Annotated in this window: 17 protein-coding genes; 3 read left to right on the top strand and 14 right to left on the bottom strand. The window is 67.2% G+C overall.

Features of this window, described 5'->3' with window-relative positions:
- Nucleotides 1-115: 115 nt before the first annotated feature.
- Nucleotides 116-1,240 carry an ABC transporter substrate-binding protein gene (locus K2L43_RS16415; RefSeq protein ID WP_103738660.1) on the top strand — a complete coding sequence of 375 codons (1,125 nt, stop codon included), beginning with the start codon at nucleotides 116-118 and terminating at the stop codon, nucleotides 1,238-1,240.
- An 86-nt stretch (nucleotides 1,241-1,326) separates the two neighbouring features.
- On the opposite strand, the gene K2L43_RS16420 is transcribed toward K2L43_RS16415, so the two are convergent.
- From K2L43_RS16420 to K2L43_RS16445, 6 genes are all read right to left on the bottom strand, one after another.
- A complete protein-coding gene (locus tag K2L43_RS16420; RefSeq protein ID WP_162844577.1) occupies nucleotides 1,327-1,500 on the bottom strand; it encodes a hypothetical protein in 174 nt (57 codons plus the stop codon).
- 136 nt (nucleotides 1,501-1,636) lie between these two features.
- Nucleotides 1,637-2,647 (bottom strand): porin, encoded by a 1,011-nt coding sequence (locus K2L43_RS16425; RefSeq protein WP_220638019.1) that lies wholly within the window; start codon nucleotides 2,645-2,647, stop codon nucleotides 1,637-1,639.
- A 238-nt stretch (nucleotides 2,648-2,885) separates the two neighbouring features.
- Nucleotides 2,886-4,580 carry an MFS transporter gene (locus K2L43_RS16430; protein WP_220638020.1) on the bottom strand — a complete coding sequence of 565 codons (1,695 nt, stop codon included), beginning with the start codon at nucleotides 4,578-4,580 and terminating at the stop codon, nucleotides 2,886-2,888.
- 446 nt (nucleotides 4,581-5,026) lie between these two features.
- Entirely contained in the window at nucleotides 5,027-5,680 is a 654-nt protein-coding gene (locus K2L43_RS16435; RefSeq protein WP_220638021.1) for a 2-hydroxychromene-2-carboxylate isomerase, read from the bottom strand.
- On the bottom strand, nucleotides 5,677-5,961 hold the full coding sequence (locus K2L43_RS16440; protein WP_047350700.1) for a DUF1289 domain-containing protein: 285 nt from the start codon (nucleotides 5,959-5,961) through the stop codon (nucleotides 5,677-5,679). Before K2L43_RS16440 ends, K2L43_RS16435 begins: the two co-directional genes overlap by 4 nt.
- A complete protein-coding gene (locus K2L43_RS16445; protein ID WP_220638022.1) occupies nucleotides 5,958-6,446 on the bottom strand; it encodes a YbaK/EbsC family protein in 489 nt (162 codons plus the stop codon). The genes K2L43_RS16440 and K2L43_RS16445 overlap by 4 nt, the downstream gene beginning before the upstream one ends.
- 113 nt (nucleotides 6,447-6,559) lie before the next feature.
- On the opposite strand from K2L43_RS16445, the gene K2L43_RS16450 reads away from it, so the two are divergent.
- The gene (locus tag K2L43_RS16450; protein WP_220638023.1) at nucleotides 6,560-8,293 is read left to right on the top strand and encodes a diguanylate cyclase; all 1,734 of its coding nucleotides are present in this window, start codon (nucleotides 6,560-6,562) and stop codon (nucleotides 8,291-8,293) included.
- A gap of 14 nt (nucleotides 8,294-8,307) precedes the next feature.
- Here the strand turns inward: K2L43_RS16450 and K2L43_RS16455 are convergent, their stop codons facing one another.
- Genes K2L43_RS16455 through K2L43_RS16490 form a run of 8 tightly spaced genes read right to left on the bottom strand, consistent with a single transcriptional unit; the run spans nucleotide 8,308 to nucleotide 17,609 of the window.
- Nucleotides 8,308-9,222: a hydroxymethylglutaryl-CoA lyase gene (locus tag K2L43_RS16455; protein WP_015914312.1), complete on the bottom strand. Its 915-nt coding sequence runs from the start codon at nucleotides 9,220-9,222 to the stop codon at nucleotides 8,308-8,310.
- Nucleotides 9,223-9,250: 28 nt separating this feature from the next.
- Complete coding sequence (locus tag K2L43_RS16460; RefSeq protein WP_047350697.1) at nucleotides 9,251-10,171, bottom strand: glyoxylate/hydroxypyruvate reductase A; 921 nt, start codon at nucleotides 10,169-10,171, stop codon at nucleotides 9,251-9,253.
- A 38-nt stretch (nucleotides 10,172-10,209) separates the two neighbouring features.
- Nucleotides 10,210-12,228 (bottom strand): acetyl/propionyl/methylcrotonyl-CoA carboxylase subunit alpha, encoded by a 2,019-nt coding sequence (locus K2L43_RS16465; RefSeq protein ID WP_220638024.1) that lies wholly within the window; start codon nucleotides 12,226-12,228, stop codon nucleotides 10,210-10,212.
- Complete coding sequence (locus K2L43_RS16470) at nucleotides 12,229-12,948, bottom strand: DUF4126 domain-containing protein (RefSeq protein ID WP_220638025.1); 720 nt, start codon at nucleotides 12,946-12,948, stop codon at nucleotides 12,229-12,231.
- Between the two features lie 6 nt (nucleotides 12,949-12,954).
- Nucleotides 12,955-13,737 carry an enoyl-CoA hydratase/isomerase family protein gene (locus K2L43_RS16475; protein WP_135148321.1) on the bottom strand — a complete coding sequence of 261 codons (783 nt, stop codon included), beginning with the start codon at nucleotides 13,735-13,737 and terminating at the stop codon, nucleotides 12,955-12,957.
- The gene (locus K2L43_RS16480) at nucleotides 13,734-14,243 is read right to left on the bottom strand and encodes a DinB family protein (protein WP_220638026.1); all 510 of its coding nucleotides are present in this window, start codon (nucleotides 14,241-14,243) and stop codon (nucleotides 13,734-13,736) included. Before K2L43_RS16480 ends, K2L43_RS16475 begins: the two co-directional genes overlap by 4 nt.
- 10 nt (nucleotides 14,244-14,253) lie before the next feature.
- Nucleotides 14,254-15,858, bottom strand: a complete 1,605-nt coding sequence (locus K2L43_RS16485) for a carboxyl transferase domain-containing protein (RefSeq protein WP_088888299.1) — start codon at nucleotides 15,856-15,858, stop codon at nucleotides 14,254-14,256.
- Between the two features lie 14 nt (nucleotides 15,859-15,872).
- Nucleotides 15,873-17,609, bottom strand: coding sequence for an AMP-binding protein (locus K2L43_RS16490; RefSeq protein WP_220638027.1), 1,737 nt, complete (start codon nucleotides 17,607-17,609; stop codon nucleotides 15,873-15,875).
- 145 nt (nucleotides 17,610-17,754) lie between these two features.
- On the opposite strand from K2L43_RS16490, the gene K2L43_RS16495 reads away from it, so the two are divergent.
- Complete coding sequence (locus K2L43_RS16495; protein ID WP_220638028.1) at nucleotides 17,755-18,825, top strand: AraC family transcriptional regulator; 1,071 nt, start codon at nucleotides 17,755-17,757, stop codon at nucleotides 18,823-18,825.
- The last annotated feature ends 33 nt before the right edge of the window (nucleotides 18,826-18,858 follow it).

The following is an 18,858-nucleotide window of genomic DNA, read 5'->3' on the forward strand; positions in this document are numbered from 1 at the left end:
GACGCCGCCCGGGTGATCGCGCGGCGTCTGCGGCACGTCATTCCAGCGTAGGCTGCCGCCGATACACTCGCCCCTGCTCGCACTCGCGCGCAAATACACAGGGAAGAGACACCTCATGAAGACACATTGGAAGACGTGGGGCGCAGCGTGCGCCCTGGCGGTGGTCAGTGCGGCCTCATCATTGGCCCACGCGCAGTTGCTCGTGGGTCAGACCGTCGGCATCACCGGGTCCGCGGCGGCAACCGTCAAGGAATCGATGCTGGGCGCGTCGCTGTACCTGGACCACGTCAACGCCCGCGGCGGCGTGAACGGGCAGAAGATCGAACTCGTCGCGCTCGACGACAAGTTCGACCCCAAGCTGACGCAGGACAACGCCCGCACGCTCATCGAGGACAAGGGTGTGCTGGCACTGTTCATGACGCGCGGCACACCCCACACCCAGGGCATTGTTGCGCTGCTGGACAAGTACGGCGTGCCGCTGGTGGGGCCCTCCACGGGCGCGATGGCGCTGCACCAGCCCGTTTCCCGCAATATCTTCAACGTCCGCGCGCCCTACCAGCGCGAGGTGGAGAAAGCCATCGCCCACCTTGCGCTGCTGGGAGTTCAGCGCATCGGCATCGTGCATGTGGACGACGCCTTCGGCCAGGACGGCCTGGCCGGTGCGCAAAAGGGCCTGCAGAACAACAAGCTGCCCGCCTTGTTCGTAGAGAAGTTCGACCGGGCGAAGCCCGATTTCTCAGCCATCGCCCCGCGCGTGCGTGCGCAGGATCCCCAGGCCGTCATCTTCATCGGCACGGGCGCGGCGGTCGTGGACGGCATCAAGGCACTGCGCGCGGCCGGCGTGGGCGGGCAGATCGTCACGCTGTCAAACAATGCGTCGGGGGGCTTCACCAAGGCGCTGGGCGACCAGGCCCGCGGCGTCATCGTCACGCAGGTCTTTCCGTCCGAGCGGTCGCTGAACTACCCGGTGATCAAAGAAGCCCTGGAATTGGCGAAGGCGCAAGGGCTGAAGGAACTCACTCCGGCCATGGTCGAGGGCTTCGTGAACGCCAAGGTGCTGGCCGAGGGCCTGCGCCGCGCCGGCCCCAAGCCGGACCGTGCACGGCTGCACGCGGCCCTGGAAAGCCTGAGCAAATTCGACCTGGGGGGCCTGGAGCTTTCCTACAGCGCAAAGGAACACTCGGGGCTGGACTTCGCCGACCTGTCCATCATCGGAGCGGACGGCCGATTCCAGCGCTGAGCGGGCCGTAACGCCACGGCGGCGGAGTCCACCGCCCCATCCAAAACGCGGAGCCTGGCTCCGCGTTTTGGATGGGTGGGGCCGGTTCACTGCGCTGCGCTGGCGCCGGACGCGGGAGCAGCTGCGGACTCGGGCACGTGCGTCGCTTCCACCCCATGCTTTTCACCGCTCATGTCCACCTGGTCTCCTGCCTTCATGATCACGAACAGCATGATCACTGCGAACACCACGAAACCCACCACGATCTTCCACATGCTCATCTCCTGAAAATTGTTGTCGACGGAAAAGGGCGGCACCAATAAAAAAGCCTCACACCATCGTGTGAGGCCTGTCTGATCGCAAGCCCGACTCCATTGAATCAGGCTTGCATTGCAGGCAGCTTACGCTGCCGGTGCATCAGAAGTTGTGGCGAACGCCCAGCGCCAGCGAGCTGAAGTCCTGGCCGGCGGCGCCCGTCATGTAGGTAGCACCTGCCTTGTTGTCCACCTTCGTGTAGAAAGCGTACACCTTGGTGCGCTTGCTGAAGTTGTAGTTGTAGCCCAGGGTCCACTGCGTAGCGGAGCTGTCGGCAATGTCGCTCCACTTGCCAGCGCGGCCCACGTTCACGTGGAACTCGGAAGCACCCATCATGTAGGCGCCCGCCAGGCGGAAGTTGTTGCGGTTGCCTGCGCCCGTGGCGAGGAGCTGGTTGTCGTCCTTGTTACGCTGGTAGTAGCCACCCACGACGAACTGGCCGAAGGTGTACAACGCGCGCAGGCCCAGCTGGCGATTGCTGTCCACTTGGCTGTAGCCGGCGCCCAGGTTCAGCGCGCCGATGTTGTAGTTGGCAGCCAGGTCATAGCCATTCTTTTGCGGAATGGCAGCGTTTTTCTCATGCAACGAGACGGAAGCGTCCACCGTCAGCCCACCGAAGCTGGGCGTGCGATAGCCGATCTTGTTGGTGGTGCTCAGGCCGCCGAACCACACGGGATCGTAGTACAGAGCGTCCGAAGACGTGCCCGTGTCATGGTTGTGCATGCTCACGTAGTCGGCCGTAGCGTAGTACGACTCGGGCATGAAGTTGCCCAGGCGGATCATGCCGAAGCCGCCGGACAGGTTCACTTCGCTCTGGCGGGCGAAGGTCATGCCGGTGGTGGGGTGAGTCCAGACCGAGCCCGTGCCGGTATCGGAGTTGAAGCCGCTTTCCAGCTGGAAGCCGGCCTTCAGGCCGCCGCCCAGGTCCTCAGTGCCCTTGAAGCCGAAGCGCGAGGCGTTGTTCTGCATGACGGTGTTGCTGGTACCGCCGACCTTCTGGCGTTCCACCGACGTGTTCACGCGGCCGTACAGGGTCACGCTGCTTTGCGCGAAAACAGCGGAAGTACCCAGCAGAGCCAGGGTAGCGAGCAGCAAACGACTTGGTTTTTGCATTTGAGTTCCTTGAATGCTTGTGTCCATCAGTTGTGGTAGGCACAGCTCGCCGCCCGCAGGGAGCCGATTAGCACAATGTGCAGCTACGGCGCAAATTCTAGGTGTAACCATCTGGGCCAACACAGAGGAAAGTCCCGCCTGTAATACCCCTGACGTATTGCCGCCACACTTTCGCACAGGCAAAGGTGTGGCGGCAGGGCTCAGCCAGGGAAAACCCTGACAAAAGAGCGGAACGAGGTCAGTCGTTGGCGTAGATGTCCACGTCCTTGGTTTCGCGGATGAACAGCGTGCCGATCACTGCCGTCATGCCGGCGATGATGATGGGGTACCACAAGCCGTTATACATATTGCCGGTGGACGCCACGATGGCGAACGATGTCGTGGGCAGCAGGCCGCCGAACCAGCCATTGCCAATGTGGTACGGCAGGCTCATGGAGGTATAGCGGATGCGCGTGGGGAACAGTTCCACCAGCATGGCCGCGATGGGGCCGTACACCATGGTCACCAGGATCACCAGATACGTCAGGATGACGATCATCATCACCTTGTTCATCTTGGCGGGATCGGCCTTGGAGGGGTAGCCGGCGAGCTTCAGGTCTTCCGCCATCTCCTTCTTGAAGGCGGCGATGGCCTTCACGCTTGCCTCGTCGAACTTGTGGTTGACCACGGTGCCGCTGGGCGCCGTAACGACCTTGTCGCCGATCTTCACCACGGCCTGGGAGCCAGGTGCGCCTGCGGCGTTGTCATAACTCACCGAGTTCTGCACCAGGTAGCGCTTGGCGATGTCGCAGGAGCTCTTGAAGTCGATCTCGCGTGCCACGGGGTTGCCCTGGAACGAGCAGGTGGCGGGATCGGCGATCACCACGACACCCGCTGTCGCCTGGGCCTTGGCCAGGTCGGGGTTGGCGGCTTCCGTCAGCATCTTGAAGGCCGGGAAGTAGGTCAGCACGGCCAGCACGCAACCCAGCATGATGATGGGCTTGCGGCCGATCTTGTCGGACAGCGAGCCGAACACCACGAAGAACGGGGTGCCGATCAGCAGCGCGGCAGCGATCATCAGGTTGGCCGTGACGGCATCCACCTTGAGCTGCTGCATCAGGAAGAACAGCGCATAGAACTGGCCCGTGTACCACACCACGGCCTGGCCGGCCGTCAGGCCGATCAGCGCCAGGATCACGATCTTGAGGTTCTTCCATTCGCCGAACGACTCGGACAGCGGCGCCTTGGAGGTCTTGCCCTCGGCCTTCATCTTCTGGAAGGCGGGAGACTCCGACAGCGACAAACGGATCCACACGGAGATGGCCAGCAGCAGGATGGACACGATGAACGGGATGCGCCAGCCCCAGTCATTGAACGCAGGCTCGCCCATCGCGGTGCGGGTGCCCAGAATCACGAGCAGCGACAGGAACAGGCCCAGCGTTGCGGTGGTCTGGATCCACGACGTGTAGGCGCCGCGGCGGCCGTGTGGCGCGTGTTCGGCCACGTAGGTCGCCGCCCCGCCGTACTCGCCGCCCAGGGCCAGGCCTTGCAGCATGCGCAGCGCGATCAGGATGATCGGCGCTGCGATGCCGATGCTGGCGTAGTTGGGCAGGATACCCACGATGAACGTGGACACGCCCATGATCAGGATCGTGACCAGGAAGGTGTACTTGCGGCCGATCATGTCGCCCAGGCGGCCGAACACCAGCGCGCCGAAGGGGCGCACCAGGAAGCCCGCGGCAAAGGCCAGCAGCGCGAAGATGAAGGCGGCACCGGCATCCAGGCCGCTGAAGAATTGCTTGGCGATGATGGCCGCCAGCGAGCCGTAGAGGTAGAAGTCGTACCACTCGAACACGGTGCCGAGGGACGAGGCGAAGATCACCTTCTTTTCTTCCGCCGACATCGGTCGGGGGGCAGCGCCGGGGCGGCCGGCGTATGCAGTGCTGGTAGCCATGAATGCTGTCTCCTGCTTATTGGGATGGAATCGAAAATGCGCGTAAGAAAGCGCGAAAAACCGACGATCTGAAGCACTCTGCGGTGCTTGCGACGCAATATCGGGCCGCCATCTGACCGAAAGCTGACATGCGCAAAACGCTGCCGCCACCCCAGTCTTACGGCCATCTGACAAACTCCGTGACAACCCGCAGATCGTTTTTCTTGATGCGAAAAATCGGACTACACGAGGCTGCGGCGAGTCTCGCGCACGGCACCAGACACGGGTAACCCCGCAGTTTTTCGCCAGGGTTTGCCCTCCCTAGGACAAACCCTTGACGCATGACAAACCCACGCCCGCCGCACAGTGCTGGGCACGGCCCCATGCAAAAAGGCGCCGCAGAACGCTGTCTGCGGCGCCCTGGAACGCCTGCCGCGGCCCCGTCGGCCGCCGCCGAGGAATGCGCTTCAGCGCACGGAAGGCAGGCCCGATGGCACCGCGGGGGCCGCATCCCATGCCGGCCCGTCAAACCACGCGTCGCCGTCCAGGTAGGCGCGCAACATGGGCAGGCTGTCGAGCCCCCAGAACAGGCGCCCATCCACCTCAAAGGCCGGCACGCCAAACACGCCACGGGCCGACGCCTCGTCCGTGTTGGCGCGCAGCAGGGCCTTGGGCAGGGCGCCCGCGCCTTCGGCGTCGGGCCGCAACTGCTCTGCCAGGGCCTGCGCCAGCACGTCCAGGCGCGCGGGGTCCAGCGCATCCTGCCCGCCCAGCCAGACATGCCGCAGCACGGTGCCGGCGACATAGCGGTTGACCGTGCCATCGTCGCTGCACGCCAGCGCCTGGCGCAGCAACGGCAGCGGATTGAAGGGGTGGCGCGCCGGCATGTCCAGACCGCAGCCCAGCGCATGGCCCAGCCAGGTGGCGTGCCGGTACGTCCAGTCGCGCTTGGGCGGCACGCCGGCCGGCCCGGGGTTGGCATGCTGCTGCAGCAGCGCGCCCAACAACACCGGCTTGTAGTGCAGGTGGTAGCTCAGCCCCTCCAGTACCTGCGGCAGCCGCTCGAAGGCCAGCCACGCGTACGGCGAGACGAAATCCAGGTAGAACGTGATGTGCTTCATGCCAGTGGCTCCAACTCTTCGGGAAGGTCCACCCCCGCGCGTTGCAATGCGGCGGTCCAGATCGCGCGGCGCGCGGCGCCATCGGCTTGCGACCAGGCGCGGATCTCGTCGATCGTACGGAAGCACCCCTCGCAATGGCTGCGGTCGGCCGTCATGCGGCAGACCGACACACAGGGCGACGGAACCGGCTCCTGGGAATTTAAGCCAAATTGGCCTCTAGCGCTTATTTCACCAGCGCGAGCAGCTATCAATTCAGAAGCATTCACTGCGGCGTCGCTCATACGCTGATCTCCTGAACCACGTCGGCCACCGGGGCACCGGTGAGCCGCTGCAGATCGTGCGGGCTCAACTGGAACACGCCGTGGGGATGGCCGGCGGCAGCCCAAATCACATCGAAGCGGAACAGCTCGCGGTCGATGAGGGTGACAGGGGCGGTGGAATGGGCCACGGGCGAGACGCCGCCGATGGCGAAGCCGGTCTTGGCCTTGACGAACTCCGCGTCGGCGCGGCCCGTCTTGCCCACGAGGGCGTCGACCTTCTTCTCGTCCACGCGCCGGTCACCGGAGGTAACCACCAGCACGGCTGCGTCATCGCTCTTGCGCCGGAAGATGATGCTCTTGGCGATCTGCCCCAGCGCCACGTCCAGCCCGTCAGCCGCCTGCTGCGCGGTGCGCGCGGCGTCGTCAAGCATGCGCGGCGCGTGGGGGTGGCGCAGGCGCTGCAACTCGGCAGCCACCCGCTGGGTGCTTTCAGGTAATGCGTGCATAACAGGGCAATCCGGGGCCTGGGACGGCGAAGCGCACGCACGGATGCGGAGTGCCTCGGCGCAGCCACAAGCCCCAGGCGGGGTTACAGTGTGATGGCTGCCATCCATTGTCCATGAACCTGCTTCGCGCCTGCCTGCTCTTGTGGCTTCTCGTCGGCAAACTGGCCTGGGCCGGTGGCGCCCCTGCGGTGCTGGACGATCACCGCAAGGGCCTATCGCTGGGAAGCACCGGCCAGCTTTTTTGGCTCGTGGACGACCTGGGCACCCTCACCATCGACGATGTGCGCGCAGCGGCTACCGATGCGCGCTTCGGCCCGCCCCCCCGCATGCCGCTGCGCGGGGCCACACCGGCCTACCACTGGTTCAAAGTGGTCCTGGAGCAGCGCGCGGCCAGCGGCGACTGGGTGCTGGCCACCCAGACCACGTCTTTGCAGGACGTGCGGTTCTACGGCCCGTTCGATGCGTCGGGCACGGCGCTTGCGCCGCCAGTGCATACGGGCCTGGCGCAGCCCTTCGCCACGCGGCCCCTGGGCAGCGAGCGCTACCTCATGCGCCTGCAGCCCCCGGGCCCGGGCACCTACACGGTCTACGCCCGGCTGTACAGCGAGACGGCGCCGTCCTTCGACCTGTCCGTCTGGGACACGGCCGAATACCTGCAATGGCGCCAGCACAAGCGGCTGTTCGACGGCATCTGCTACGGCATCCTGATCGCACTGCTGGTCTACAACCTCACGCTCGTGGGCATCTTTCGGGACACCACGTACACCTTCCACGTCGGCCAGTGCATCTTCGCGCTGTTGACGCTGGCCACCTTCAACGGCCACACGGCCCATTACCTGTGGGGCGACGCGCCGTGGTGGCAGGAGCGCAGCTATTTCGTATTGCCCAGCCTGTGGCTGTTCTTCGGCGCGCTGTTCACGCGCAGTTTCCTGGACACCCGGCAGACGCCCTTGATGGACGGAGTGCTGGTGGCAATCGGCCTGCTGGCGGCGCTCACCGCCGTGCTCGGCGGGCTCGGGCAATTTGCCATCGCCCAGACGCAGAACGAACTGCTGGCCAGCGCCGGCATCGCGGCCGCGTCGCTCGCGGCCATTCTGGTGCTGCGCCGGGGCTTCACGCCCGCGCGCTGGTACCTGGGCGCGCAGGCGCTGCTGTTCGTCACGGTGGCCGGCGTGGTGCTGAGCAACTGGAAGGTGATCGACGCGCCCTTCATGCTCGCCAACGGCCTGCAGATCGGCGTGGCGGCCGAGATGGTGGTGTTCGCCGTTGCGTTGAGCACCCGCATCGACAGCCTGAACGCCTCCCAGATCGCCCTGCGGCTGCGCGCGGACCATCTGGCCAAGGCCGCGACCACCGACCCTCTCACGGGCCTGACCAACCGCATGGGGCTGACCCAGGGCGCAACGCAACTACTGTCGGAAGGGGGCACGCACGCCCTGCTGCTGCTCGACCTGGACCGCTTCAAACCCATCAACGACACCTATGGCCATGACGCCGGCGACGAGGTGCTGCGCGCCGTTGCCACACGGCTGCAGACGCACACGCGGTCCGGCGACATCGTGGCCCGGCTGGGCGGCGACGAGTTCGTGGTCATGCTGGCCCACGCGCCCGCGGGCGACGCCCTGACGGCGCTGGTCAAGTATCTGGAGCTGGCTATCTGCCAGCCGGTGTACTTCCAGCACCAGGAACTGTGCGTGGGCGTCAGCACGGGCGTTGCACACAGCCCGCAGGACGGCGCCACGCTGACGGAGCTGATGCGCTGCGCCGACCAGCGCATGTACCAGGCCAAGCAGGCGCACAAGGACGCGGCGCAGCACCCGGCAGCGCCGGCTCTGCCGTTGGCCTGACGCCGGCTGGCCGCTCAGCCCTTGCGCTTGGTGAGCACCGCCACGGCCACGCGCGACTGCGGCTTGCGGCCCAGGAAGTCGCTGATGTAGGCGCCGGCGTCGATCAGCTGGTCCAGATCGATACCAGTCTCGATGCCCATGCCGTGCAGCATGTAGACCACGTCCTCGGTGGCCACGTTACCCGTGGCGCCCTTGGCATAGGGACAGCCGCCCAGGCCGGCCACGGACGTGTCGAACTGCCACACGCCCAGCTCCAGCGCCGCCAGCGTGTTGGCCAGCGCCTGGCCGTAGGTGTCGTGGAAGTGGCCGGACACGTCGTTCAGGTCGTAGTGCTTGAGCGTTGCCTCGATGGCGCGCTGCACCTTGCGCGGCGTACCCACGCCAATGGTGTCGGCCACGCCGATGTGCTGCACGCCGATGCCCTTCATGAGCCCGGCCAGGTATTCCACGCGCTCGGGCGCAATCTCGCCCTCGTAGGGGCAGCCCACGGTGCAGCTCATGGCGCCACGCACATATACGCCAGCGGCGCGCGCGGCTTCGACCACGGGGGCGAAGCGCTCGATGCTCTCGGCAATGCTGCAGTTGATGTTCTTCTGGCTGAAGGCCTCGCTGGCGGCGCCGAAGACCACGATCTCGTCGGGCTTGTCGAGCACGGCTGCCTCCCAGCCTTTCAGGTTGGGCGTCAGTACCGAATAACGCACGCCGGGCATGCGTGTAATGCCTTGCATGACCTCGTGGTTGTCGGCCATCTGCGGCACCCACTTCGGAGAAACGTAGCTGGTGACCTCGATTTCCTTGAGGCCCGCCTGCTGCAGGCGGTGTACCAATTCGATCTTGACGGCCGCCGGCACCGGGTGCTTCTCATTTTGCAGCCCGTCGCGCGGGCCCACGTCCACAAGCTTGACGCGGGAGGGGATGTTCGGGTTCATCGGTGGGTGTCCTTGGGTGAGGGATTCGTCAGTAGCCGCGTCCGGCATCCACCACGCCGGCCACGGCCTCGCCGCGCGCGAGCGCCGCGATCTTGCCGGCGATCTGGGCGATGCTCTCGTCGCGCAGCGTGCGTGCCGAAGTGTGGGGTGTGAGGGTGATCTTGGGATGTCCCCAGAAGGGATGCCCGGCAGGCAACGGCTCGGTGCGGAACACGTCCAGCGTGGCGCCCGCCACATGGCCGGCGTCGATCAGCGCGAGCAGGTCCTCCTCGACCAGGTGCGCGCCACGCGCCACATTGATCACGTAGGCGCCGGGCAGGAGGCGGGCCAGCGTGTCGCGGTTCATGATGCCCTGCGTCTCGGGCGTGAGCGGGAGCAGATTGACCAGCACGCGGGTAGCGGCCAGGAACTCGTTAAAGCCCTCCTGCCCGCTGAAACAGCGCACGCCCGCCATCTGCTTCGGACTGCGGCTCCAGCCGAGCACGGGGAAGTCGAACTGCGCCACCGCGCGCGCCACGCGCTCGCCCAGTACGCCCAGGCCCATCACGCCCACAGGAAAGTCCTGGCGCAGGCGCGGCTTGCGGTAGCTCCACTGGCCCGCCTGCATGGTGGCCTCGTACTGGTCGAACTCGCGGAAATGCCGGATCAGCGCGTGGCACACGTATTCGGCCATCTGCACGGCCATGCCGGCGTCATCCAGACGCACGACGCGCACGGACGGCGGCAGGCGCAGCTTGAGCAGCGCATCCACCCCCGCGCCGATGTTGAACAGCGCCCGCAAGGCGGGCTGTTCGTCGATGAACTGCTGGGGCGGTGCCCAGACCACGGCGTAGTCGGCCTGCGGGGCTCCGGGTTGCCAGACGGTAATGTCGGCTCCCGGCAGGGCGGCGGCCAGCCCCTGCAGCCAGGGTTCGGCCTTGGTATCGGTACAGCAAAAGGTAATCTTCATGGCCAACGAGCGTACCGCGGCTGGGCAAGCCCCCGCCGTCACTCGGCGGAAAGCCGCAGCAGTTCTGCGCCTTCGGCCACCTGGTCGCCTGGCGCGTAGAGCAGCTCCTGCACCACGCCATCGGCGGGGGCGGCGATGGTGTGCTCCATCTTCATGGCCTCCATCACCGCCAGGGGCTGGCCCTTGGTCACCTTGTCGCCGGCCTGCACGGCAAACGACACCACCTTGCCCGGCATGGGCGCGGTGAGACGCCCGCCCTCGCTGGCGGCTTCGCCCGCATGGGCCAGCAGGTCCAATGCCTCGATGCGCGTGGCGCCACGGGGGGTGAAGATGTGGTCGGTCTCGCCCTGGGCATAGACCGTTGCGCGGGTGCGCTGGCCGGCGTATTGCAGGTCCAGGCCGCCCGCCCAGGGCGTGAAAGCCAGCGGACCCCGCGCGGCTCCCTCGCCTTCTCCCACGGTCAGTTGGTAGCCGCCATCGCGTTCATAGGTCAGCCAGGCCTTGGCATGTGTGCCATTGAAGTCGAACTCGAAACGCCGGCGGCACGCTACCAGCGAACGCCAGCCGTCGCGGCGGCTGAACGGATTGGCGCCTTCCTGCGCCTGCTCACGCTGCAACTGGCTGGCCACGGCGGCTGCCGCGGCCAAAGGCAGACCTACGCGCTCCTGGCCGAACAACACGGCCTCTTCGCGCGGGATCAACGCGGTGTCCAGCCGCGCCTGGGCGAACGAATCGCTCTTCACCACATGGCGCAGGAACTGCACGTTGGTCGCCAGGCCCACGATGTGGGTCTGCGCCAGCGCATCGTCCAGCCGCGCCAGGGCCTGCGCGCGCGTGTCGCCGTGCACGATGAGCTTGGCGATCATGCTGTCGTAGAAGGGGCTGATGGCGTCGCCCTCGCGCACGCCGTCATCCACGCGCACGCTGCCCCGTTCGAAGCTGGTGCATGCCGGCTTGCGGTACACGTGCAGCTGGCCGGTGGCGGGCAAGAAGTTGTTGTCAGGGTTCTCGGCGCAGATACGCGCCTCGATGGCGTGGCCGATGATCTTCAGCTCGTCCTGGCGCTTGGGCAAAGGCTGCCCGCTGGCCACGCACAGCTGCCACTCCACCAGGTCTTCGCCGGTGATGGCCTCGGTCACGGGGTGCTCCACCTGCAGGCGGGTGTTCATCTCCATGAAGTAGAACTTCATCTGCTCGGGCGCGTCGTAGCCGCCGGGCTGTTCCACGATGAACTCCACTGTGCCCGCGCCCACGTAGCCCACGGCCTTGGCGGCTGCCACGGCAGCCTCGCCCATCTGGCGACGCAGGGCCTCGGTCATGCCGGGGGCGGGGGCTTCTTCCAGCACCTTCTGATGGCGGCGCTGCACGGAGCAATCGCGCTCGAACAGATAGACGCAGTTGCCCTGCGTGTCGCCGAACACCTGGATCTCGATGTGGCGCGGGCGCAGCACGTACTTCTCCACCAGCACGGCATCATCGCCAAAGCTGTTGATGGCCTCGCGCTGGCAGCTGGCCAGCGCCGCGGCAAAGTCCTCGCTCTTTTCCACCAGGCGCATGCCCTTGCCGCCGCCACCGGCGCTGGCCTTGATGAGCACGGGGTAGCCGATACGGTCGGCCTCGCGCTGCAGCAGTTGCGGGTCCTGGTCCTTGCCGTGGTAGCCAGGCACCAGCGGCACGCCCGCCTTCTCCATCAGCTGCTTGGACTCGGCCTTCAAACCCATGTCCTTGATGGCCGAAGGCGGCGGGCCGATGAACACCAGCCCCGCATTGGCACAGGCCTGGGCGAAGTCTTCGTTCTCGCTCAGGAAGCCGTAGCCTGGGTGGATGGCTTGCGCACCCGTGGCCTGGGCGGCCTCGATGATGCGCTCCCAGCGCAGGTAGCTGTCCTTGGGGGCGCTGCCGCCGATATGCACGGCCTCGTCGCAGGCGGCCACGTGCTTGGCCTGGGCATCGGCGTCGGAGTACACGGCCACGGTCTTAACGCCCATGCGGCGGGCGGTTGCGGCCACGCGGCAGGCGATCTCCCCACGATTGGCAATCAGGATTTTTTGGAACATTCAGGCCACCTTGGCGGAATCGGAAAAGAATGAGGAAATGCGCCGCAGCACGGCGCGCAGGAACTTGAACAGCACCACCAGCAGCAGCGCCGACAGCGCCAGCATCACCACCAGCGCAATGCCGAAGGCCAGCGGATACTGCGTAGCCAGCCAGACCACGCCGACGACCAGGCCGTCCTCAAAGAACGACAGGCCCCAGTTGGAAAACGGCTCGGGCGAGGTGTTGGCCGCCGCCCGCGTGGTCATCTTGGTGGCCAGCGCCGTGGCCGAGAGCGAGCCGCCCAGCAGCCCCGCGGCCAGCGCCATGGTGGCGTTGTCGGCACCGAACACGCCGGCGGCCAGCAGCGCGCCGGCGGGCACGCGGATGAAGGCATGGATGGCATCCCAGGCGCTGTCGAACCAGGGCACCTTGTCGGCGAAGAACTCCACCAGCAGCATGAAGCCGCTGGCCATCAGCACCAGCGGGTGCTGCAGCAGCGCCAGCCCCGGCGGCAGCGGCAGCCAGCCGGCCACGCCCATCATGCCCACCAGGAACACCACGGCGTACAGGCGAAAGCCGCTGGCCCAGCCCAGTGCGGCGGCCAGCGCCAGCAGGGCGGGCATGTCCAGCTGCTGCGTGGCGCGCGCAGCCCCTTCGGCCACCGCCTGGGCGGCACCCGCATCGACATGCAGCCCCACGCTGTGGAGCCACTGCACGATCTGGAGCCAGAGCGCGTCCATGGCGGATCAGCCCAGCCAGGAGGGCTTGCGCTTTTGCAGGAACGACTGCACGCCCTCGCGGCCCTCGCTGCTCGCGCGGATGTCGGCAATGCCCTCCACCGTGGCGGCGATGAGTGCGGCGTCGATCTCGCGCCCGGCCACGTCGCGCACCAGCGTCTTGCAGGCGCGCACGGCGTTCGGGCTCGCGGCCGCCAGTGCCTTGAGCAGCTCGTCCACCTGGGCGTCGAGCTGCTCTGCGCCGACCACTTGGTGCACGAAACCGATGCGCAAGGCCTCGGCCGCGCTGAAGCGTTCCGCGGTGAGGAAGTAGCGGTGCGCGGCGCGCGCGCCCATGGCGCGGATCACGTAGGGGCTGATGGTGGCGGGGATCAGGCCGATCTTCACCTCGGACAGGCAAAAGCCCGCGGTATCGACCGCCACCGCCATGTCGCAGGCCGCGACCAGCCCCATGCCGCCGGCGTACACGTCACCCTGCACGCGCGCCACGGTGGGCTTGGGGCATTCGTAGATCACGCGCAGCATCTCGGCCAGCTTGGCGGCGTCGGCAAGGTTCTCTTGCCGCGTGTAGTCGGCCATGCGGCGCATCCAGTTCAGATTGGCACCCGCGCAGAAGGCCGGCCCCTCGGCGGCCAGCACCACGGCGCGCACGTCCGCGCGTCCCCCGACTTCCGTGAAGGCCGCGGTGATCTCTGCGATCACTTCGTCGCTGAAGGCATTGCGGATCTCGGGCTGCGTCAGCGTGATGCGCGCCACCGCGCCCGATTGGGTGATGGAAAGGTTCTGGCTCATGGCGTATCCGGGTTCTGCAGGAAGTAGACAAGGTCGAGCGACGGGCACGGCTGGCCCAGCGCGGTGAGTGCCGCCGTGATCTGTCCGCGGTGGTGCGTGCCGTGGTTGAACACATGCGCCAGCGTGGCGGCAAACGGCAGCACGGCGGGCGTGCCGCGCGTGGTGGTGTAAGACAGCGCACCCTCCCAGCGCGCTGGCGCAAAGCCGGCGATCAGCGGCTCCCAGCGCGCGGCGCCTTCCCGCAGCCGCTCGGCCAGGCGCGCGCGATCGCTCTCCACCTCGGCATCCAGCGCCATGCGGGGCGACGCGCCTTCGGCAAAGCGCGCGAACCACAGCAGGTGCTCGCCCACCAGCAGATGGTTGAGCGTGCCATGGATGCTGCGAAAGAACAGGCCCATGTCGCGCCGGTAGTCCGCCTCGGGCAGCACCTGCACGGCTGCCAGCAGGCGCGCCGTGGCCCACACGTTGTAGCGCGCGAGCAGGCTGAAATGGGTGACGGCATCCATGGACCGCGCCTTACATGCGGAACACGCCGAACTTCATGTCTTCGATCGGCGCATGGCGCGAAGCCGCCAGCGCCAGCGCCAGCACGCGGCGCGTGTCGGCAGGGTCGATGATGCCGTCGTCCCACAGACGGGCGGTGGCGTAGTAGGGGTGGCCCTGCTCCTCGTACTGGCGGCGGATGGGCGTCTTGAAGGCCTCTTCTTCCTCCATGCTCCAGCTGCCGCCCTTGCCCTCGATGCCGTCGCGCTTGACGGTGGCCAGCACGCTGGCGGCCTGCTCGCCGCCCATCACGCTGATGCGCGCGTTGGGCCACATCCACAGGAAGCGCGGCGAGTACGCGCGGCCGCACATGCCGTAGTTGCCCGCGCCGAAGCTGCCGCCGATGATCACCGTGAACTTGGGCACGTTGGCCGTGGCCACCGCCGTGACCATCTTGGCGCCGTGGCGGGCGATGCCCTCGTTCTCGTACTTGCGCCCGACCATGAAGCCGGTGATGTTCTGCAGGAAGACGAGGGGAATCTTGCGCTGGCAGCACAGCTCGATGAAGTGCGCGCCCTTCTGCGCGCTCTCGCTGAACAGGATGCCGTTGTTGGCCACGATGCCCACGGCCATGCCCTCGATGCGCGCGAAGCCGCACACCAGGGTGTTGCCGTAGCGCGCCTTGAACTCGTCGAACGCACTGCCGTCCACGATGCGGGCGATGATCTCGCGCACGTCGAAGGGCTTGCGCGTGTCCACGGGGATGACGCCATACAGCTCTTCTGCTGCATATTTAGGAGCTACTGGCGCTTGATCCGTGGGTGCTACAGGCTGATTTCTATTCAAATTCTTGACGGCCCCGCGCGCCAGCGAGAGCGCATGCAGGTCATTCTGTGCCAGGTGGTCGGCCACGCCGGACAGGCGCGTGTGCACGTCGCCGCCGCCCAGGTCTTCGCTGCTGACGACCTCGCCCGTGGCGGCCTTCACCAGCGGCGGGCCACCCAGGAAGATGGTGCCCTGGTTCTTGACGATGATGGTCTCGTCGCTCATGGCCGGCACGTAGGCGCCGCCGGCCGTGCACGAACCCATGACCACGGCGATCTGCGCCAGGCCCTGCGCGCTCATGTTGGCCTGGTTGTAGAAGATGCGGCCGAAGTGGTCGCGGTCGGGGAAGACCTCGTCCTGGTTGGGCAGGTTGGCGCCGCCCGAGTCCACCAGGTAGATGCACGGCAGGCAGTTCTGCTGCGCGATCTCTTGCGCGCGCAGGTGCTTCTTCACCGTCATGGGGTAGTAGGTGCCGCCCTTCACCGTGGCGTCGTTGCACACGATCATGCAGGCGATGCCGGCCACGCTGCCGATGCCCGCGATCAGGCCCGCGCCGGGCGCGTCGTTGCCGTACATGTTGAGGGCTGCCAGCGGGGCGATCTCCAGGAACGGCGTGCCGGGGTCCAGCAGCATCTCCACGCGCTCGCGCGGCAGCAGCTTGCCGCGCGCCACATGCTTGGCGCGGGCGGCCTCGCCGCCGCCCTGGGACACGCGCTCGATCTGGGCGCGCAGGTCCTCCACCACGGCGCGCATGGCGGCGGCATTGGCCTGAAAGTCGGCCGAGCGCGGGTTGAGTTGGGATTCAAGAATCATGGCGGTGGCTCGTTTCAAGCGGTTTTGTCTTCGGCAAGGCCCAGCTCGTCTTTCATGACGTCGCGGATCTTGAACTTCTGGATCTTGCCCGTCACCGTCATCGGGAAGCTGGTAACGAAGCGGATGTAGCGCGGCACCTTGTAGTGTGCGATCTGGCCTTTGCAGAAGGCACGGATGTCGTCCTCGCTGGGGCGCGTGCCGGGCTTGGCGATGATCCAGGCGCACAGCTCCTCGCCGAAGCGCTGGTCGGGCACGCCCACCACCTGCACGTCCTGCACCATGGGGTGGCGGTAGAGGAATTCCTCGATCTCGCGCGGGTACACGTTCTCGCCGCCGCGGATCACCATGTCCTTGATGCGGCCGACGATATTCACGTAGCCCTCGTCGTCCATGGTGGCCAGGTCGCCCGTGTGCATCCAGCCGCCTTCGTCGATCGCCTCGCGGGTCTTGGCCTCATCACCCCAGTAGCCGTGCATGACGGAGTAGCCCTGGGTGCACAGTTCGCCGCGCTCGCCGCGCGGCACCACGGCGCCGGTCTCGGGGTCGATGATCTTCACCTCCAGGTGCGGCTGCACGCGGCCCACGGTGGACACGCGCTTGGCCAGCGGCGTTTCGGCGTCGCTCTGGCAGCTCACGGGGCTGGTCTCGGTCATGCCATAGGCGATGGTGATCTCCGACAGGTGCATGTCGCCCACCACGCGCTTCATCACCTCGATCGGGCATGGGCTGCCAGCCATGATGCCGGTACGCAGGGTGCTGAGGTTGAACTCGGCAAAGCGCGGGTGGTCCAGCTCGGCAATGAACATGGTGGGCACGCCGTGCAGGCCGGTGCAGCGCTCGGCCTGCACGGTCTCCAGCACGGTCAGGGCGTCGAAGCCGTCGTTGGGGTACACGATGGTGCTGCCGTGCGTGAGGCAGGCCAGGTTGCCCAGCACCATGCCGAAGCAGTGGTACAGCGGCACGGGAATGCACAGCCGGTCCTCGGGCGTGAGGCGCATGCACTCGCCGATGAAAAAACCGTTGTTCAGGATGTTGCGGTGCGTGAGCGTGGCGCCCTTCGGGAACCCGGTGGTGCCGCTGGTGAACTGGATGTTGATGGGGTCGGTGTTGTGCAGCTGGGCGGCAATGGCGTCGATGCGCGCGTCCTGCGCGTCGCCCCGCGCCATCAGCGTGGAAAACCGCAGCATGCCCGGCTGTTCGTCGCCTTGGCCCGCCACACCTGCGCCGGCCGCATCGATCCACACCACCGTGCGCAGCGTGGGCAGGCGCGCGGCCTGCAGTGCGCCGGGCTGGGACGCGGCCAACTCGGGTGCCAGCTCGCGCAGCATGCCCAGATAGTCGCTGGTCTTGAACTGCGGCATGGCCACCAGCGCCTTGCAGCCGACCTTGTTCAGCGCGTACTCCACCTCGGCCGTGCGGTAAGCCGGGTTGATGTTCACCAGGATGAGGCCCACCTGCGCCGTGGCCAGTTGCATCAGCACCCATTCGGCATTGTTGTGCGACCAGATGCCGATGCGGTCGCCCTTGGCGAGCCCCAGGCCCAGCAGCGCGCTGGCCAGTTGGCGGGCCGCCTGGTGCAGCTCGGCGTAGGTGTAGCGCAGGCCCTGGTGGCGGCTGACCAGTGCCTCGCGCGTGGGCTGGCGCTGCGCCATGCCGGCGAAGAAGTCGCCCAGCGTCTGCTCGATGAGGGGGGTGGCGGCACTGCCACGCGCATGGCTCAACGCGGCCGATGGGGTGGATGCGGGTTCCATGGGCTTGTCTCCTGGTCGGGGTGGGCCAGCGCCCGCGCGGGGCCCGGCAACAGGCTGCACAGCATACGCCGCACCCCCGCACGCGCGGTGACCGGGATGGGTCAGAAAGGTTGCAAATTGCGCCACAGAGTTGCAGACTCCACGCATGCCCGACCGCCCTGACCCCGCGCCGCCACCGCCCGCACCCACCGCACTCCTCGCTACACCCACGGCCGCCACGCCGATGGCGTTTGTGCAGGCCATCGTGCAGGCCTACGCAGCGCGCGGAATGGACGCGGCGCAGGTGCTGGCGCTGGCACAAATCCCGCCAGAGCAGGTTGGCAACTCTGCGGGCCGCATCACGGCGCAGCAGATGGAGGTGCTGTCCGCCGGTGCGATGCGCGAGCTGGACGACGAAGCTCTGGGCTGGTTCTCCCGCCGCCTGCCCTGGGGCAGCTACGGCCTGCTGGCGCGCGCCTCGCTGAGTGCACCCACACTGGGCCTGGCGCTGGCGCGCTGGTGCCGCCACCACGCCCTGCTGACGGACGACATCACGCTGCACCTGCACGCCGAGGGCGAGCAGGCCACGCTCACCATCGCCGAGCAGCGCGACCTGGGCACGCTGCGCGAGTTCTGCCTGGTTTCCACGCTGCGCAACGCGCTCGGGCTGGCCAGCTGGTTCATCGACTCGCGCCTGCCGGTGCTGGCGGCCGAGTTCCCCTTCGCGCCACCGCCCCATGCCCAGGCCTATGGCGTGCTCTTCAGCGGCCCGACGCGCTTTCAGGCACCGCGCGCGGCCGTGCATTTCGATGCGCGCTACCTCGCGCTGCCGATCACGCGCGACGAGGCGGCCATGCGCCAGATGCTGCAGCACGCGCTGCCCCTCACCGTGCGCCAGTACCGCCGCGACCGGCTGCTGGTGCAGCGCGTGCGCCAGGTGCTGGCCGCCCTGCCCGACGCCACCCACAGCGCACACACGCTGGCCGAGCAGCTGCACGTCTCGGCGCGCACGCTGCACCGCCAGCTCAAGGAGGAAGGCGCGTCGCTGCAGTCGCTGAAAGACGAGGTGCGCCGCAGCCGCGCGATCGAGCTGCTGCACCGCAGCGACCGCCCCATCAAGCAGGTGGCGCAGGCCACGGGCTTTGCCAGCGAGAAGAGCTTCATCCGCGCGTTTCGCGGCTGGACAGGCCAGTCGCCCGCGGAGTTCCGCCGCGGCGCGCGCTCCGTCGCGGTATAGACGCTCATTTATTAGTAGCTGCTAGCGCTTACC

Source organism: Diaphorobacter sp. MNS-0 (assembly GCF_019602835.1).
Taxonomy (GTDB): domain Bacteria; phylum Pseudomonadota; class Gammaproteobacteria; order Burkholderiales; family Burkholderiaceae_C; genus Diaphorobacter; species Diaphorobacter nitroreducens.

Bases quoted from the DNA above. Each gene is read 5' to 3' on its own strand.
- K2L43_RS16460 (WP_047350697.1), bottom strand. From the start codon at position 10,171: ATGAAGATTACCTTTTGCTGTACCGATACCAAGGCCGAACCCTGGCTG.
- K2L43_RS16480 (WP_220638026.1), bottom strand. From the start codon at position 14,243: ATGGATGCCGTCACCCATTTCAGCCTGCTCGCGCGCTACAACGTGTGG.
- K2L43_RS16450 (WP_220638023.1), top strand. From the start codon at position 6,560: ATGAACCTGCTTCGCGCCTGCCTGCTCTTGTGGCTTCTCGTCGGCAAA.
- K2L43_RS16440 (WP_047350700.1), bottom strand. From the start codon at position 5,961: ATGAGCGACGCCGCAGTGAATGCTTCTGAATTGATAGCTGCTCGCGCT.
- K2L43_RS16455 (WP_015914312.1), bottom strand. From the start codon at position 9,222: ATGAACCCGAACATCCCCTCCCGCGTCAAGCTTGTGGACGTGGGCCCG.
- K2L43_RS16475 (WP_135148321.1), bottom strand. From the start codon at position 13,737: ATGAGCCAGAACCTTTCCATCACCCAATCGGGCGCGGTGGCGCGCATC.
- K2L43_RS16490 (WP_220638027.1), bottom strand. From the start codon at position 17,609: ATGGAACCCGCATCCACCCCATCGGCCGCGTTGAGCCATGCGCGTGGC.
- K2L43_RS16470 (WP_220638025.1), bottom strand. From the start codon at position 12,948: ATGGACGCGCTCTGGCTCCAGATCGTGCAGTGGCTCCACAGCGTGGGG.
- K2L43_RS16495 (WP_220638028.1), top strand. From the start codon at position 17,755: ATGCCCGACCGCCCTGACCCCGCGCCGCCACCGCCCGCACCCACCGCA.
- K2L43_RS16420 (WP_162844577.1), bottom strand. From the start codon at position 1,500: ATGAGCATGTGGAAGATCGTGGTGGGTTTCGTGGTGTTCGCAGTGATC.
- K2L43_RS16485 (WP_088888299.1), bottom strand. From the start codon at position 15,858: ATGATTCTTGAATCCCAACTCAACCCGCGCTCGGCCGACTTTCAGGCC.
- K2L43_RS16435 (WP_220638021.1), bottom strand. From the start codon at position 5,680: ATGAAGCACATCACGTTCTACCTGGATTTCGTCTCGCCGTACGCGTGG.
- K2L43_RS16415 (WP_103738660.1), top strand. From the start codon at position 116: ATGAAGACACATTGGAAGACGTGGGGCGCAGCGTGCGCCCTGGCGGTG.
- K2L43_RS16445 (WP_220638022.1), bottom strand. From the start codon at position 6,446: ATGCACGCATTACCTGAAAGCACCCAGCGGGTGGCTGCCGAGTTGCAG.
- K2L43_RS16425 (WP_220638019.1), bottom strand. From the start codon at position 2,647: ATGCAAAAACCAAGTCGTTTGCTGCTCGCTACCCTGGCTCTGCTGGGT.
- K2L43_RS16465 (WP_220638024.1), bottom strand. From the start codon at position 12,228: ATGTTCCAAAAAATCCTGATTGCCAATCGTGGGGAGATCGCCTGCCGC.
- K2L43_RS16430 (WP_220638020.1), bottom strand. From the start codon at position 4,580: ATGGCTACCAGCACTGCATACGCCGGCCGCCCCGGCGCTGCCCCCCGA.